This window comes from Nocardia sp. NPDC088792 (assembly GCF_044750615.1).
In the GTDB taxonomy this organism is placed as follows: domain Bacteria; phylum Actinomycetota; class Actinomycetes; order Mycobacteriales; family Mycobacteriaceae; genus Nocardia.
Genome location: NZ_JBIVKC010000003.1, coordinates 1,071,499 through 1,086,223, shown reverse-complemented (window position 1 = coordinate 1,086,223; position 14,725 = coordinate 1,071,499). Strand labels below are relative to the sequence as shown.

At 65.9% G+C, this 14,725-nt stretch carries 21 protein-coding genes; 9 read left to right on the top strand and 12 right to left on the bottom strand.

Annotation, left to right across the window (positions count from 1 at the left end; translation table 11 throughout):
* The first annotated feature begins 70 nt into the window (after nt 1-70).
* Nucleotides 71-562, top strand: a complete 492-nt coding sequence (locus tag ACIP5Y_RS23175) for a pyridoxamine 5'-phosphate oxidase family protein (RefSeq protein WP_400352591.1) — start codon at nt 71-73, stop codon at nt 560-562.
* An 89-nt stretch (nt 563-651) separates the two neighbouring features.
* Nucleotides 652-1,401 carry a helix-turn-helix domain-containing protein gene (locus ACIP5Y_RS23170; protein ID WP_400352589.1) on the top strand — a complete coding sequence of 250 codons (750 nt, stop codon included), beginning with the start codon at nt 652-654 and terminating at the stop codon, nt 1,399-1,401.
* A 38-nt stretch (nt 1,402-1,439) separates the two neighbouring features.
* Here ACIP5Y_RS23170 and ACIP5Y_RS23165 read toward each other — a convergent pair whose 3' ends face one another.
* A complete protein-coding gene (locus ACIP5Y_RS23165; protein WP_400352587.1) occupies nt 1,440-1,829 on the bottom strand; it encodes a VOC family protein in 390 nt (129 codons plus the stop codon).
* A gap of 78 nt (nt 1,830-1,907) precedes the next feature.
* Nucleotides 1,908-2,717, bottom strand: coding sequence for a hypothetical protein (locus ACIP5Y_RS23160; protein ID WP_400352586.1), 810 nt, complete (start codon nt 2,715-2,717; stop codon nt 1,908-1,910).
* A gap of 268 nt (nt 2,718-2,985) precedes the next feature.
* On the opposite strand from ACIP5Y_RS23160, the gene ACIP5Y_RS23155 reads away from it, so the two are divergent.
* The gene (locus ACIP5Y_RS23155) at nt 2,986-3,180 is read left to right on the top strand and encodes a hypothetical protein (RefSeq protein ID WP_400352584.1); all 195 of its coding nucleotides are present in this window, start codon (nt 2,986-2,988) and stop codon (nt 3,178-3,180) included.
* Nucleotides 3,181-3,184: 4 nt separating this feature from the next.
* Here the strand turns inward: ACIP5Y_RS23155 and ACIP5Y_RS23150 are convergent, their stop codons facing one another.
* Both ACIP5Y_RS23150 and ACIP5Y_RS23145 read right to left on the bottom strand, forming a co-directional pair.
* Entirely contained in the window at nt 3,185-3,889 is a 705-nt protein-coding gene (locus ACIP5Y_RS23150) for a gamma carbonic anhydrase family protein (RefSeq protein ID WP_400353867.1), read from the bottom strand.
* Nucleotides 3,890-3,970: 81 nt separating this feature from the next.
* Nucleotides 3,971-4,492 carry a PaaI family thioesterase gene (locus tag ACIP5Y_RS23145; protein WP_400352582.1) on the bottom strand — a complete coding sequence of 174 codons (522 nt, stop codon included), beginning with the start codon at nt 4,490-4,492 and terminating at the stop codon, nt 3,971-3,973.
* A 55-nt stretch (nt 4,493-4,547) separates the two neighbouring features.
* Between ACIP5Y_RS23145 and ACIP5Y_RS23140 the strand changes: the two genes are divergently transcribed.
* Nucleotides 4,548-4,982 carry a winged helix-turn-helix transcriptional regulator gene (locus ACIP5Y_RS23140; protein ID WP_400352580.1) on the top strand — a complete coding sequence of 145 codons (435 nt, stop codon included), beginning with the start codon at nt 4,548-4,550 and terminating at the stop codon, nt 4,980-4,982.
* An 89-nt stretch (nt 4,983-5,071) separates the two neighbouring features.
* On the opposite strand, the gene ACIP5Y_RS23135 is transcribed toward ACIP5Y_RS23140, so the two are convergent.
* Nucleotides 5,072-5,251, bottom strand: a complete 180-nt coding sequence (locus ACIP5Y_RS23135) for a hypothetical protein (protein ID WP_400352579.1) — start codon at nt 5,249-5,251, stop codon at nt 5,072-5,074.
* Here ACIP5Y_RS23135 and ACIP5Y_RS23130 point away from each other — a divergent pair.
* Nucleotides 5,226-5,420 (top strand): hypothetical protein, encoded by a 195-nt coding sequence (locus ACIP5Y_RS23130; RefSeq protein ID WP_400352577.1) that lies wholly within the window; start codon nt 5,226-5,228, stop codon nt 5,418-5,420. The two genes, ACIP5Y_RS23135 and ACIP5Y_RS23130, sit on opposite strands and share 26 nt — an antisense overlap.
* Before the next feature lie 30 nt (nt 5,421-5,450).
* Here the strand turns inward: ACIP5Y_RS23130 and ACIP5Y_RS23125 are convergent, their stop codons facing one another.
* The 3 genes from ACIP5Y_RS23125 to ACIP5Y_RS23115 all read right to left on the bottom strand — a co-directional run bounded on the left by ACIP5Y_RS23125 (nt 5,451) and on the right by ACIP5Y_RS23115 (nt 8,375).
* Nucleotides 5,451-6,632: a serine hydrolase domain-containing protein gene (locus ACIP5Y_RS23125; RefSeq protein WP_400352575.1), complete on the bottom strand. Its 1,182-nt coding sequence runs from the start codon at nt 6,630-6,632 to the stop codon at nt 5,451-5,453.
* Between the two features lie 117 nt (nt 6,633-6,749).
* Complete coding sequence (locus tag ACIP5Y_RS23120; protein WP_400352573.1) at nt 6,750-7,526, bottom strand: methyltransferase domain-containing protein; 777 nt, start codon at nt 7,524-7,526, stop codon at nt 6,750-6,752.
* 105 nt (nt 7,527-7,631) lie between these two features.
* Complete coding sequence (locus ACIP5Y_RS23115) at nt 7,632-8,375, bottom strand: class I SAM-dependent methyltransferase (RefSeq protein WP_400352571.1); 744 nt, start codon at nt 8,373-8,375, stop codon at nt 7,632-7,634.
* A gap of 83 nt (nt 8,376-8,458) precedes the next feature.
* Between ACIP5Y_RS23115 and ACIP5Y_RS23110 the strand changes: the two genes are divergently transcribed.
* Nucleotides 8,459-8,989, top strand: a complete 531-nt coding sequence (locus tag ACIP5Y_RS23110) for a phosphoribosyltransferase family protein (protein WP_400352569.1) — start codon at nt 8,459-8,461, stop codon at nt 8,987-8,989.
* A gap of 32 nt (nt 8,990-9,021) precedes the next feature.
* On the opposite strand, the gene ACIP5Y_RS23105 is transcribed toward ACIP5Y_RS23110, so the two are convergent.
* From ACIP5Y_RS23105 to ACIP5Y_RS23095, 3 genes are all read right to left on the bottom strand, one after another.
* Nucleotides 9,022-9,297 carry a hypothetical protein gene (locus tag ACIP5Y_RS23105; protein WP_400352567.1) on the bottom strand — a complete coding sequence of 92 codons (276 nt, stop codon included), beginning with the start codon at nt 9,295-9,297 and terminating at the stop codon, nt 9,022-9,024.
* Nucleotides 9,298-9,449: 152 nt separating this feature from the next.
* A complete protein-coding gene (locus tag ACIP5Y_RS23100) occupies nt 9,450-10,154 on the bottom strand; it encodes a hypothetical protein (RefSeq protein WP_400352565.1) in 705 nt (234 codons plus the stop codon).
* 221 nt (nt 10,155-10,375) lie between these two features.
* Nucleotides 10,376-11,194, bottom strand: a complete 819-nt coding sequence (locus tag ACIP5Y_RS23095; RefSeq protein WP_400352564.1) for an MBL fold metallo-hydrolase — start codon at nt 11,192-11,194, stop codon at nt 10,376-10,378.
* A gap of 133 nt (nt 11,195-11,327) precedes the next feature.
* Between ACIP5Y_RS23095 and ACIP5Y_RS23090 the strand changes: the two genes are divergently transcribed.
* On the top strand, nt 11,328-11,915 hold the full coding sequence (locus ACIP5Y_RS23090) for a helix-turn-helix domain-containing protein (protein WP_400352562.1): 588 nt from the start codon (nt 11,328-11,330) through the stop codon (nt 11,913-11,915).
* A gap of 77 nt (nt 11,916-11,992) precedes the next feature.
* On the opposite strand, the gene ACIP5Y_RS23085 is transcribed toward ACIP5Y_RS23090, so the two are convergent.
* Nucleotides 11,993-12,817, bottom strand: a complete 825-nt coding sequence (locus ACIP5Y_RS23085) for a DUF3097 domain-containing protein (RefSeq protein WP_400352560.1) — start codon at nt 12,815-12,817, stop codon at nt 11,993-11,995.
* A 195-nt stretch (nt 12,818-13,012) separates the two neighbouring features.
* On the opposite strand from ACIP5Y_RS23085, the gene ACIP5Y_RS23080 reads away from it, so the two are divergent.
* Nucleotides 13,013-13,444 carry an NfeD family protein gene (locus ACIP5Y_RS23080; RefSeq protein WP_400352559.1) on the top strand — a complete coding sequence of 144 codons (432 nt, stop codon included), beginning with the start codon at nt 13,013-13,015 and terminating at the stop codon, nt 13,442-13,444.
* Complete coding sequence (locus ACIP5Y_RS23075) at nt 13,444-14,688, top strand: SPFH domain-containing protein (RefSeq protein ID WP_400352557.1); 1,245 nt, start codon at nt 13,444-13,446, stop codon at nt 14,686-14,688. The genes ACIP5Y_RS23080 and ACIP5Y_RS23075 overlap by 1 nt, the downstream gene beginning before the upstream one ends.
* The last annotated feature ends 37 nt before the right edge of the window (nt 14,689-14,725 follow it).

Below are 14,725 nucleotides of genomic sequence, written 5' to 3'. Positions count from 1 at the left end.
CGTTGCGGGAGGCCAGGATGCGAGTGCTGGGCGGCCGGAATGTGTCGGACCCCGGGCGTACCGTCACGGCATGACCTCCTGGACCGAGTTCACCGCCGCCGCACCCCATATCTCGGAAGTCTTCGTTCGCCGTCACGCCGCCACCGGCAATCTGTGCATGTTGTCCACCCTGCGATCCGACGGTTTCCCCCGCATCAGCCCGCTGGAGCCGCGCATCTTCGAGGGTCAGCTGTGGCTGGTCGGCATGCAGGGCACCACCAAGTTCCTGGATCTGCAGCGGGACCCGAGGTTCTGCCTGCACACCGCCACCACCGATACCCAGGTCGGTGACGGCGATGCCAAACTGTTCGGTGTGGTCCGTGACGTGCGGGACGAGGCGCTGCAGCAGCGCTGGGCAGACGCGCTCTACGAAGAGAGCGGGTTCGATCTACGTGGCGAGAAGTTCGATCCCTTCTACGCGGCGGAGATCACCGGCGCGTCCTCGGTCGAGGTCATCGACGATCATCTCGACATCACCATCTGGAAGCCGGGTGAGCCGGAACGGGTGGTGCGCAAGCACTGATGGGAACCAGCCGGGGAGGGCAGTTCATGCAAGATTGCATCGAGTGCAAGTGTGCACGACATGCTTTCGTGCACGAACTGCCTAACAAGGTGTCTTCCAACGGCTTTCACGAAGAGTCTGCACCCTCCGAGCCGGAAATCCATGCACCACACGGCTATCGGGAGCGTCCATCGCGCCTCGCGGGAGCGACGATCTGGACCCGCACCGGCGTTGCCGACTCCGACATCCCGGTGCTACCCGACGGTTCCATGGATCTGATGTGGACCGAGGGCCGGGTGTTCGTCGCGGGCCCGGACACCCGTGCCTATCACCCGCCGGTCGACAACGCCGCCGAGTTCGTGGGCATCCGCTTCTATCCGGGCACCGCGCCCACCTTCCTCGGCGTCCCGGCTCACGAACTCCGTGACAGCCGAGTCGAACTCGCGGACCTGTGGAGCCCGGCCGACACGCGCCGCGCCCTCGAACTGATCGCCAGCGCGCGCACTCCGGCCGCGGGCTTGGAAGCCATTGCCCAATGGCGTGCCGCACGGACCGATCCGGTCGACCCGCTCCTGGGCCGGATAGTGCACTCCCTGCGCGCGGGCGCGACCGTAGCCGAGGCGGCCGACGCGCTCGATCTCGGCGCCCGCCGGCTACATCGAATGTCGCTGTCCGCGTTCGGCTACGGCCCGAAGACATTGGCGCGGGTGCTACGCATGCAGCGCGCCCTCGCCCTGGCCCGCACCGGCGTCCCGCTCGCGGACACCGCCATGTGCACCGGATACTCCGATCAGGCGCACTTGACGAGAGATTTCCGCGAGCTCAGCGGGCTGTCACCGAAACAACTGCTGGACCGCTGAGCCCGCGTGATCACACGTGGCGGGAAGGCTATCGACAGTCAGAGCGCCGCGTAGAGGTCGACGCCATTGCCGTCCGGGTCATGCACGACTGCGTAATGCTGCCCCCAGAAGGCATCCCAGGGCTTCATCCCCGCCTCGTATCCCGCGGCAATCAGCTCCTCGAATTTGGCATCGACCGCGGCAGGCGATTCACATTCCGCAGCGAGCCCGAGCCGCCCCGGGCTCGTCGGCCGCTCCCACTCCGGCATGAAGGACCGGATGGTCTCCTCGGTATCGAACAGCAGCCGCACACCCCCGCCGAGCTGCGTATCCACGTGCGGTTCACTCGCGGATCCTGGGGGAAACTCGACGCCGAGCCGCTCATAGAAGGCAATGGAGGCGGCCATATCCGACACCACGATCTGGATCACATTTACTTTCACCGTCATACCTGAACCGTAGGTGTGACACCGCCCGCTGGTCTTGAAGAAATCGGACACCCACTGCCGCGACCGACGACCCTCGCGTCAGCGAGCGTGCACCGCGGCCAGCCGCGCCGACCGAATCGCATTCCACAGCGGCCGCAACAATGCCTCCTGCGCCGCTGCCACACTCGACGAAGTGGGCGCGGAAGCCGGTTCCCGCTCGGCAACGGTCAGAATGGCGGCCACCTGGTCCGCGGTATCGAGAATCCGTCGCGCCCGCAGCGGCATGGAATCCGGATATCGATGCTTGGAATGGCCCGCGAGCTCGGCCTCGACCAGCTCCCGCGGCCCCACCCCGCCCGACCCCAAGCGCGTGGTCTGCAACTGCTGCAACGCATCGGCGGCATCGCGCACCGCTTCGCGCATGCTGTACTCCGCTTCCCCCAACGGCATCTCCGGCTCGACCGCGACCGGAATCGGCGTGGCATAAACCCGCCACTGCAACGCATCCTCATCGGTCCACACCGGCACCAGCCCGGTCCCGGCCTGCCCGGCGACCCCGATCAAGAGTCCTTCCCCCGCTTCGGTTGCCGCCGAGGCGAATTCGGACCCCACGGGTAGCCCCCGCACATCACCCGGCACCGGCAACACCAGCCGCACCTGCGCCCCGTCCCCACTGAGCGCCTCCCGAATAACCTTCAGCAGCACCATGATCCCGGCCCCCGCCACCGCATCGGGTTCCTCATCCGATGCCCAAGGCAGTCCGGTGTGCCCACCCGCAACCGGATCCCCCGCCGCCACACTCTGCCGAGGCGCCCAAGCCCGCAGCGCGTCCAGCACATCGTCGGGCGCGCTACGACCGGCCAGCCAGGAGCCGGCCCATACCGTCAACGTCGCGCTAGGGGAACTCAAATCTAAGAAACCTCACATTCCAGAAACCGGCCTCCACCTGCACCCCCGGATAGCCGAGACATGGCCGGTGGCTCATATCGAAGATAGCCGACCCAACCCACCTAGCGCAGGCGACGCAGCACGCGACGATTCGATACCTCCGCGGGAAGCGGAGATGGCCCGCGGCCGTGACCGCACCGACCCCGCCGGCGCCACCGAACGGTCGGCCACGTAACACCGCACCCTCGGCCACGATTCACCTGACGCCGGTCCGGCGATGGGAGTGCAGATGAGCGAACCGCGACGACGGCGGCTGTGGTGGGTGCGCCCGATCGCCGGCGCGGTAGCGGCGTTGGCGCTGGTTGTCGGTGGGTTGGCGGCATTCACGTTCAGCGATTCCGGGCAGCAGGCGCACCCGCGCCCCGTGACCGAGGTGCCCGCGGTGACCTCGCCCTTGCGCCACTGGCCGGGCGCCGGGAATTGACCCGCTAAGTCCGCTCGCGCGGGCCATCACCGCGGCGCAGCTCGTGCAAGGGAGCCGATACCTCGCGGCCGGTGCCGAGCCGGGGCCGGTCGGCCGGGATCTCGGTAAGCGGCACAGTCTCCCGCATGGAGGTCAGGGACCTCTTGGCCAATTCCTGATAGACCTTCACGCCGTTGGCCTTCCATCGCAATGTCTGCGCATCCAACGGCCGGATCTCCGTCACCGGATTGCCAACGGCGAGATGCTCGGCAGGAATTACCATCTCCGCCCGAACCACGCTGCCGGCACCGACGAAGGCCCGCGCCCCCACCCGCGCACCGTCCATCACGACCGCGTTCATTCCGACCATCGCCCCGGACTCGATCACGCAACCGTGCAATACCGCACCATGCCCGATATGGGATTCGCGCTCCAGCAACAACTCTCGCCCGGGGAACGAATGCAGCACGCACCCATCCTGAACGTTGGATCCCGAGGTGATGACGATCGAGCCGAAGTCGCCTCGAATGCTGGCGGCCGGGCCGATATAGCAGTCGGTTTCGATTACGACGTCCCCGATGAGAACCGCCGACGGGTGGACGAACGCTCCGGCGGCGACGATCGGTACCACTCCGTCGATTTCGTAGCTGGGCATACCCACTCCAATCCGGTGGCGGCACCACAGGGAACGAGACTCGAGGTCTGCTGCCGCCGGCCCCGCCACGATCATCAACGACACCCGCGACGCCGGTCAATTCTCGGAAGATGTTGGGACCACCCAAGTTCCGGCTTGAATGTGGGGCAGCGACGCCTAGCCGACGAGGGGAATGACCAGGCAGCTGCTTGTCGCGGTGGCCAGGATGGTGCCGTTGGCGTCGCAGAGGTCGGCTTCGGCGAAGGCGACGCGTTTGCCGGGTTTGGTGACTCGTCCGCGGGCGAGGATCTCGCCGGTGTGGATGTGGATGGGGCGCAGGAAGCTGACCTTGATTTCGATCGAGCTGTAACCGAATCCGGCCGGGAGCGTGGAGTGCACCGCGCAGCCGGCGGCGGAGTCGAGCAGGGTGCAGGCCAGGCCGCCGTGCACCATGCCGATCGGGTTGTAGACGGATTCGTCCGGGGTGCAGGCGAACACGACTTCGCCCGCCTCGACGCCCACCAACCGGCTGTTCACCAGCGCACAGATGGGCGGCGCGGGTACCTCGCCGTGCAGCCAGGCGGTGAGGAATTCCAGTCCCGACCTGCCGCGGCCTGCCGTGGCGGTGTCCTGTGGATCGTGCCAGGTCACCGTCTTGCTGCGGAGTTCTCCGGTGGGCGGAGTGTCGGTGGATGTCATGGTTTCGGATGCTATCACCCTGAGTTCAGAACACAGACTTAGGTAGGATGAGGCAATGGCGAGAGAATGCTCGGTCGCGGCAGCGCTCGGGGTGGTGGGAGAACAATGGTCGCTGCTGATCCTGCGCGAAGTATTCCTCGGCGTACGCCGCTTCGACGCGATCCAGCAGGCAACCGGCGCCTCACGCGCCATCCTGGTCACGCGCCTCCGCGGACTCACCGAAACAGGCGTACTCGAACGCGTCGACTACCGAGAATCCGGAGCCCGCACCCGCCAGGAATACCGCCTCACCCCCGCCGGCCGCGAACTACAACCGGTACTCACCGCCCTGATGCAATGGGGCGACAAACACCTGACCGGCCCAGCAGGACCGCCCCTGACGATAACCCACACCGATTGCGGCGCAACGGTTCGCGCCACCCTCCGATGCGAACACGGCCACCTACTCGCCGACACCGGCCACGGACTCACCGTGCACCACAACCGATGAGGCCTTCGTCTCCCAGCGGATCGCCCGAGACCGGTCTCGATGTTCTGCCCGTTCTGTTCTTCAGGGCCAGTGACTCGGCACCGCCGGTGTCAGGACCAGGCGATCTCGCCATGGTGGTTGATGAAGTGTCCGGTGCCGGCGACGGGGTCCTCGGTGACGAGGGTGACGATCGCGTCCGTGCCCTCGGTGAGGGTCTGGGAGCCGCTGTGACCGTTTATGTCGGTGCTGTGGGCGACGGGAGAGGTGACCGCGAACCGCGAGGTCCGCAAGACGGTCGACCACCCGTCGGTGGGCCCGGTCACGGTGGACTGCGGTGTCCTGACCGACGGCGACACCGAGCTCGGGATCGTCATCATGACCGCCGCGCCGGGCAGCGAGGACCAGACCAAACTCCAGCTCACCACCGTCGTCGGCCCACCAGCCGGCACGCGCAACTGATCCGCCCCGCGCGTCGGGATTTCCTGTACCTCAACTACTCACACCGTAGCCCGAACACAGTGCGTGGTCGATCAGGACGCTGGCGGCGTTCTCCTGACCCAGGATGTGGTCGGAACTGTCACCGCGAGCCTCGGACATGGAGACCACGGCGCTTCGCGTGCCGTTGTCGGTGACGCCGTTGAGGGTGATGTAGCCGCCGTCCCCACCCTCGTGGCTCCAGTAGCTCCCACCGCAGCTCAGCGGGCGTTCGACGAGACCGAGCCCGTATCGGCCACCGGGCCACAGCTTTTCGACCTCCGCACTCACCGGGACGGTCTGCTTCATCTCGCCCAGCTGCCGCGCCGGTAGCAGGCGGCCCGCGAGCAGCGCACGGAAGAAAGCGTTTTCGTCCTGTGTGGTCGTGACCCACGACAGGTTCTGGTAGTCCACCGGTATCTGGTCGGTGACGTCCACCCGGGATTCGGGGCCGAAAAGCTGATAGGCCTGGGCGTGCGGCTCGGGCAGGGTGGGGGAGGCGTCCATCGTGCGGGTGTGCTCGAGGCCGAGCGGATCCAGGACGCGGTCTTCGATCTCCCGGTGGGCCGCGTGACCGCTGACCTTCTCGATGATCATGGCGAGCAGGACGTAACCGGTGTTGGAATACTCCCAGCCCCCTCCCGGAGGAAAGTCCGGCGCATGAGCCATCGCCCGGGCAACCAGTTGCCCAGGACTGTAGACGTTGTGCCGCTGTTGGTAATACTCTCGCGGCGTGGTGTATCCGGGCAGGTCGTCGTGGATGCCACTGGTGTGCTGGAGCAGTTGTCGAACGGTAATGCGCGTACCGTCGTTTCCATTGCCCTGCACAACTTCTGGCAGCCAGTGGTCGACTGTGTCGTCCAGAGACAACCTGCCTTCGCCCTCCATTTGGAGAACTACGGTGGCGATCAGCGTCTTGGACGTGCTGGCCATGCGGAACCAGCCATCAGAAGAGACTGGCCGACCGGTAGCCAGATCGGCGGTGCCACTGGTGGCAACCGATTGCCGACCGTCGGATCCCACCACGCGTGCCTGCACCCCGCTGACTCCGAGTGCGTGGATCGCCTCGCTGTCCCTGCGCAACTGCTCGACAGGGGAGGGATCGCCCGGCTGCGCGACGGCAGTGGCGGCCTCGGCGACGAGCAGTAGTGCGACACCGAATGCCGTGGCGAGATGTTTTCGCAGTGTCGAAGTCATTGACTGAACGCTAGTTTCGCCCTCCGCGGGGTGCGTCCGGGCGCGGCCCCCAGATCGGCCTGGGGGATATCCCCGAGTGCGGGTAAGGACCTGTGCGTGGCGGTGACGATCCTGACGTTAGGGCATCCGCGTGACGGTCACGATGAACAGGGTTACCGACGCGAAGAACGGTTCGGTGGTGAGGCCGCGGAGCCAGTTGTCGGCTGCTGCGCGAGCCAGGTAGCCGGCGTCTACGGCACGCGCGCAGACTCGTTCGAAGCCCAGGACCCGATCTGCGGTACGCGCGTCGCGAAAAACGGTTGTAATGGGCAACACGTCGCGAATGTCGAAGCCGGATCGCAGGGCGAGGGCGGGCAGTTGCCGGCCGATCCCGCCGTTGCGGATCACGACATCGGCGACGAAATGGGTGTAGGAGCGCGCGAGTTCGCGGTCGTGGTGGTCGATCACGAGGGTTTCCCAATCGGGTTCGGCGAAGACCGCCGTGGCGTGGGGCCGGAGAATCCGATGTATCTCGTCCAGGGCGGCCGCAGGCTCCGCCACATGCTGCAGCACGCGATCCGTGCGTGCGCGATCGGCACTCCGGTCAGCGAGGACGAGCTGATGGATATCGTTGTGGTGCACTGTGATCCGTGGGTCGGCCCCGTGTTCGGCGGACGCCTCGCCGACGGCCGCGGCATCGACATCTACCCCGATGACAAGCCCATCGGGTCCGACCGTATCCGCGAGTACTGCCAGATCGGCTCCCGGACCGCATCCGAGATCGACGACGGTATCGCCCGGCCGCACTCCCAATTGCTCCAAGGCGATCATCTTGTAATGGCGCCCGATATCGGAATCGGCGAGACGACGCAGATAGTTGCCCGGGCGGTGTGTCTCGAACAAGGTGTCTTCCACCGCGTCGAGGCTACGTACCGTGCAACGACGACAACACCGTTCACGATCATCCTCCACCACAGCTCCACGAAATCTTCACCGAGCAATCAGGCGGTGTCGGCTGGATCAGCCCGCCTTGCGCAGGGAGGCAACGCGATACACCGGGTCCGGGCGCGCTCGATCCTGATCCGGCAGCGCAGCGACTCGCGTCGAGAGGTCGCTGGCCGTAGGGTCGTCCAGCTGTTGATACCAACCGAGGGATGGCAGCGACCGGAGCAGATGCTGGGGTGACCATCCTTGACCGTGTCCGATGTAGGTGGATTCCCCTGCTGGCTCGAGCCCGGAGAGGCGCCCGAATCCAGCGAATGTTGCTGGGGCGTCGGGGTTCTCAGCCATCTGGGCTCGATGAACGGGCTCGATCACCGCCGCCAGATCGCTCGGCACCCCGTACATGGCGAAGTTTTTGTCGACCGTGGCCACCAATACCCCGCCCGGCCGCAGCACCCGGGCGGCCTCGGCCACGGCTTGTGCGGCAACTTGCGCTCCCACCAGGTGCAACAGCCACATGAAGAGCACCGCGTCGGCCGTCGAATCGGCGATGGGAAGCCGCGTCGCATCCGCGCGCACCACCCTCCCGTCGAGTCGCGGCTGCGCATAGTGCAGCATGCCCGCCGAGGTATCGACCCCGACCACGACACGTCCCGGCTCGCGCAACCGTGCACTGACGATCCCGGTCCCGCACGCCACATCCACCAGCGTCCGCGTACCCGTGGGCAGCAGTATCCGCACCGCTCCAGCTGCCGCTTCCGCTCGCTCTTCGCCACCACGGGTCCGGTCGTAGATCGCGGCCTCGGTGTCGTAGTCGAGCATGATCGGTACGGTACCCCCGGATCACCGGTTCTCATCCGAAACCTGCTCGCATCGTGCAGCCGGTCAAGCGAGAATCGTGCCTCGTGACGATCTCGGCGCGTGACGTGCTGCTGAAGCGGTTCCAATGGGTCGACGGCCATGCGGATATGTGGCCGGTATTTCGGGATGGCGACGCCTTCAAGGCGATCGTGCGGGCGCTCGTGGCACCGTTCCGAGATGAGGGCATTACCGCTGTCTGCGGTATCGAATCCCGGGGCTTCCTGCTGGGTGGGGCATCGGCATTGGAACTCGGCGTCGGATTCGTTGCTGTCCGAAAGGCCGCCGGCCTGTTTCCGGGAGACAAGCTCGTGCGGGAAACAGAACCCGACTATCGCGGAATCCGCCACGAGCTGAGGATCCAGAGCGCATCCCTTGGCCCGGCCGACCGCGTTTTGCTGGTAGACGATTGGATCGAGACGGGAAGCCAGGCTGCAGCAGTGCGAGCGCTGGTAGCAGCTTCAGGTGCGGAGCTGGCCGGCTGCGCTTTCGTCGTCGACGAGATGCGACCGGACCTACGGCCGCGGCTGGGAAGAGTTCATGCGCTCGTGACCAGCGATCAGCTACCGGATCATTGACGAGCTTGTCGCACTACAGCGGGGAAGTCGGTTCAGATCACGTGTGCGTCGTTGTGGAGCAGCAGGTGCCAGTATTCGCTGCGAATCGCATCCCACAGATCGGTGAACTTGCTGAATCGCTCACGGGCCCAGCACAAGTCGTGACAGGAATTGTCATCGAAGGCGATGGTGTCGGGTGGGCGTGCGGTGCTCGTCACGGTGAGTGCGAGGATTTCGATCGTGCTGCCGATCATCCGCCACGCGGCCTGCTTCCCGTCGACGGAGGTATAGCGGGTCCGGTGTGTGCGTTGTGAGGGAGCTGCTGACATTTATCGCATCCGGGGTGGGGAACACGTGAGCCTCCACTGTCTCCCGGCGGCACCCTTGCGATCAATCGGGGAGGGATCCAACCCCCTACCCGGTGTCGCCGCATCGGATTGGATGTTCCTACGGGCCGCGCGGCCGGTTGAAACCGCCACTTTCAGCGATCGAACCCCTGGTCACCGAGCCATCCGATCATGGCGTCGAACCCGTCGGCGCTGTTGAGTTCGTGCGCGATGCTGTGGCCGGCATTGCGCTGGACGTAGGTGCTCAGTGCTGCTTGCGGGGTGAAATACATTCGTTGGGTCTGCCGCACGGTGGTGGCGTCGCATGGTTGATGCTCTGGGGGAGTGCAGAAGAGGAAATCGCGTTCGCCCAGCACCAGAAGCGCAGGTACCGCAATCGGGTTCGTGGCCTGTACGAGCGTCACCAAGGCGGGAGTGGCGACTTCGCCGATGGTGTCCGTACCGCGGCGTTGTTCCTCTGCGGCGAATACCTGCGGATCGACATTGTCCTGCTGGTGAAAGATCGCCATCCCGCCGGGCCGCATCGTCAAATAGCCTGGCGGCAGTGGTTGTTCGCCGAGGTGATCGACCGGCTCGTGCCGTGTCATCAGTTCGGCGGAGGGGAGTAGCCCAGGCATGTTCACCCAGCCGGTGCCGATGATTCCGTCGACATCGCGATCGCTCGCCGCCTCTATCTCGGTGACGACAGTGCCGTAGGAATGGCCGACGGTGACGATCCGCGCCCAGGGATGCTCGATATCGCCACGGCGCGCGGCCTGCACGATCTGATGCAGGACATCCGCATTGGACAGCGCCGTGACATCCACGCCTGCCAGCGCTGCGGCCGTCACGACGGCCATTCGCCCCACCCCGATATCACGGCGTCCTCCCTCGCCCCGGCCCCAGCCACAAAACGGCTGCCTATCGCGCCAGAATGTAACACGTTCTACCGCAGGTGAACTCGCCGTCGGCCGTTGGATCGCACACGCGCCGAAGGGATTCTGAAGATTCATGCGCCGTGCGATCCTCCGTGCCCGCGCAAACAGGCGGCCGCTGATTATCTGGCCGAGGGGCAGCTCGATCAGCCGATCGGTGGTGCTAGGTATTCCAGCGAATAGCCATTGCCGGAGGGGGTTATGCGGGCGATGCCGGGGGAGTCGAGGTGGGCGCCGGCTATGAAGTGGTGGGGGCGGGTCAGTTGGGTGAGGAGGGTTGCTCGTGCGGTGCGGGCCTGGGATTGGTTGCTGTCGAATTCCCAGGTCACGTTCGGTCGATCGAATTGCAGGGTGGGGACGTGGACGGTGTCGCCCCAGGCGAGTAGGTGGCCGGTGGTGCTGTTGATGTCATAGATGGTGTGGCCGGGTGTGTGGCCGGGGGTTGGGATGGCGGTGAGCCAGTCGTTGATTGCGACCTGTTCCGAGACCGGGACGACTCGGTCGCGGATCGGCTCGAGGCGGCCTGTGAATACCGAGGTGTCGCCTGCTCCGATCCATACGCGCTCGAGTTTTGTGAATGCCTCGGAGCCGTCGGGCGTGATCAGGCCGCTCACGTGGTCTTCGTGGTTGTGGGTGATGGCGACGTCGGTGATCTGGGTGGGGTCGATTTTCGCTTCGGCGAGGGCGTCGTAGATCAATCCCATGGTGGGGTCGTGCCAGTTGTCGGAGGCGCCGGTGTCGATGAGAACGGACCGGGTGCCGTCGGTGACGAAGAAGGCGTTGACCGACAGGCGTAGGTTGCCGCCGGCCAGCGGTACGCCGGTGGGCAGCTCATCGAAGGTGCATCCGTCCTCGTCGCGGAGGCGGGTCGGCGGCATGTCGATGTAGCCGTCTCGCAGCGAGGTCACCTGCAGGTTGCCGAATTCGAACGTGGCGTGGTGCCGGCCACTCGAGATCAAACGCATGGAATCTCCGTCGTGTTGAGCGCGTATCGCGTGTCTTCGATAGAAGACTGTATCTTCTTTAGGAGAATACATACACTGTGGGCGGCAAGATACCCATCGATCGAGGAGCACGGTGGTCGAGCAAGACGAAAACGTGGCCGAACCGCAGCACGGTGACGACCTGGCCGGCGCGTTCGGCGCCAACGTGCGGCGCTGCCGTGAGGAGGCGGGCCTGACGTTGGAGCAGCTGTCCACGCAGTCGTCGGTCAGCCGGGCGATGCTGTCGAAGGTCGAACGCGGTGAGAAGAGTCCGACAATCGGCGTCGCGTCCCGGATCGCCCATGCGCTCGACGCATCGCTGTCGGACCTGATCGGTGGTCCGGCTGCTGCGGCGTCCGGTGTGGCAGTTGTCATGCGCGAGAACGAACGTCCCGTTTTCCGTGACCCGGAAACCGGCTTCGAACGGCACATGGTGTCAGCGGCCCCGGGCGTGGGACGAGGCGAGATGATCGTCCACTATCTCCCCGCGCAGGTCTCTACCGGGCTGCTGCCCGCGAATCCGCCGGGGACGGAGAAACAACTCGTGGTGCTCGACGGCACCCTCACGGTCTTGATCGGCGGAATCAGCGAGACCCTGAACGCAGGCGACTCGCTGTTCCTCCAGGCCGACGTGGACCACGGCTTCGCCAACCGAACGAACGCTCCCTGCGAATACATCATGGTCATCTCGCGCAGAATGTAAAACGCTCTACCGCAGGGAATCTCGCTCTCGGAAGAGCGTCCACATGTTCACACGCCTGCCGCGGGTGAGTGTTTCGCCTACTCCGGCTCGGTGACGAAATCGATCAGTCGTTCGACTGCGCCGATCAGCGGGGTTTCCAGGTCGCGGTAGGAATCGACGGCGTTGTAGACGCGGCGCCACCCGTCTCGGGGTGTGCCCCAGCGGAGGCGTTGGCAGATACCGGTTTTCCAGTCCTCGCCGCGGGGGACATCGGGCCAGGCCGCGATGCCGACGGCCGACGGGCGGACGGCTTGCCAGACGTCGATGTAGGGGTGACCGGTGATCATGACGTGTTCGCCCAGGCCGGTGGTGAGGTTGGTTTCTTTTGAGCCGGTGACCAAGTGGTCGACGAGGACGCCTACGCGGCGGCCCGGGCCGGGACGGAATTCGGTGAGGCGGGCGGCCAGATGGTCGAGGCCCTCGAGTTGTTCGACGACCACGCCTTCGATGCGGAGGTCGTGTCCCCATACTCGTTCGACGAGGGCGGCATCGTGGACACCCTCGACCCAGATGCGGCTGGCCTTCGCGACTCGAGCTTTGACGCCCTCGACGCGGGTGGAGCCGGAGGCCGAGCGGGTCGGCTGCTGGGGTGCGGTGGCGGTGGGCTTCACCAAGGTCACGGGTTGACCGTCGATGAGGAAGGCGGCTTCGCGCATGGCGAACAGCCGGACTCGGCCCTTACCGTCCTCGAGTTTGACGAATTCGCCGTCGTAGCTGCGGTCGAAACCGACTACGGCGCCGCAGAATCCGGTGGCGGCGTCCTCGGCGACGAGGTCTCGTTCGGCGATCACGCGCGGTACTTCCCGCTTCTGCTTGCGTGTATGTCCGGAATAGATGTCGCCGTACCTTTGGTGCCCGCTCACGGATGGCAGGTTACCGCCGTCGCGGGGCAATTCCGCTCTCGCCGCGCCCATTCCACGCGCGTTGTGTGCGCCACGCCGCAGTACAGGGCGAGTCCGTATGGGTGCGGGCGGGGTAGTTGGGCGCGCCGCGCCGGTGAGCCGCAAGGTGATCACGAAAAGCGGCCGTAACCCGCCGGTACGGCTACTGTGGGGGATGTGGCCGCAATAGTCTGGCTGGTCGCGGGGATACTCCTCGCGGCAGCGGAGATGCTCACGGGCAATCTCGTGCTGATCATGCTGGGCGTCGCCGCGCTCGTGACCGCGGGCGTGAGTGGCGCGACCGGGGCTCCGATCCTGGTGGATGCGGTGGTCTTCGGGGTTTCTTCGATTGCACTGTTGGCTTTGGTTCGCCCATTCCTGTTGCGGCGCTATTCGATTGCCCCGCCGCATCAGACGGGTGTGGACGCCCTGCCCGGTAAGACCGCCCGCGTGCTGGAGGCGGTCGACGAGCATGGCGGCCGGGTGAAGATCGACGGCGAGGTCTGGAGTGCGCGTCCCTTCGACGACTCCGAGTCCTATGCCGAGGGAGTGACCGTGTACATCATGAGGATCGACGGCGCCCACGTCGTCGTCTGGAAAGGGCCGTGATGGCTGTACTGATTGTTGCCATCGTTCTCGTCCTCTTGGTCGTGGTGGTGGTCTTCAAGTCGGTGGCGCTGGTGCCGCAGGCCGAGGCCGCCGTCATCGAACGGCTGGGCCGGTATTCGCGCACCGTGTCGGGGCAGCTGACGTTCCTGGTGCCGTTCGCGGATCGGGTGCGCGCCAAGGTGGACCTACGCGAACGAGTGGTGTCGTTCCCACCGCAACCGGTGATCACGCAGGACAACCTGACCGTGCAGATCGACTCGGTGGTGTACTTCCAGGTCACCAGTCCGCAGGCCGCGGTCTACGAGATCTCCAATTACATTGCCGCCGTGGAACAGTTGACCATCACCACGCTGCGTAACGTGGTCGGTGGCATGACGCTGGAAGAAACCCTGACCTCGCGCGATCAGATCAACAGCCAGTTGCGCGGCGTCCTCGACGAGGCCACCGGCCGCTGGGGTCTGCGCGTCTCGCGAGTCGAGTTGAAGGCCATCGATCCGCCCCCGTCGATCCAGGAATCGATGGAGAAGCAGATGAAGGCCGACCGTGAGAAGCGCGCCATCATCCTCACCGCGGAAGGCCAGCGAGAAGCCGCGATCAAGACGGCCGAGGGCCAGAAGCAGGCCTCGATCCTCTCCGCCGAAGGTGGGAAGCAGGCCCAGATCCTGTCCGCCGAAGGTGAGCGCCAGTCCCGCATCCTGCGCGCCCAGGGTGAGCGCGCCGCCGCCTACCTGCAGGCGCAAGGCCAGGCCAAGGCGATCGAAAAGGTCTTCGCCGCCATCAAGAACGGCAAGCCGACCCCGGAACTGCTGGCCTACCAATACATGCAGACCCTGCCCCAGGTGGCCAAGGGCGACGCCAACAAGGTGTGGCTGGTGCCCAGCGACTTCGGCAAGGCCCTCGAAGGATTCGCCCGCAACTTCGCCAAACAGGGTGAGGACGGGGTCTTCCGCTACGAGGCCGCGCCCGACGGTTCGGGCGAAGACCACGTCGAAGACGACGCCGACGAGGTAGCCGACTGGTTCCAGACCGCGACGGACCCGGCCACTCAGCGGGCCGTGCGCGCCGCGGAGGCCGATGCGCGCACGCCCGTCGAACCGGCCGCCTCACTGCCGCCGGTGACCCGGACCCGCCCGGATCCCTCCACCCAGCAATTGCCTTATCAGCCGCCGCAACCGCAGCAGTACCGCCCCGATCCGGACCAGCGCCGGGATCCGCCTCCGCCGCCGCGCCCGCTGGGCCGCTGACCGGAGCCGATCGAGCAGGGCGACAAACGAATACGGG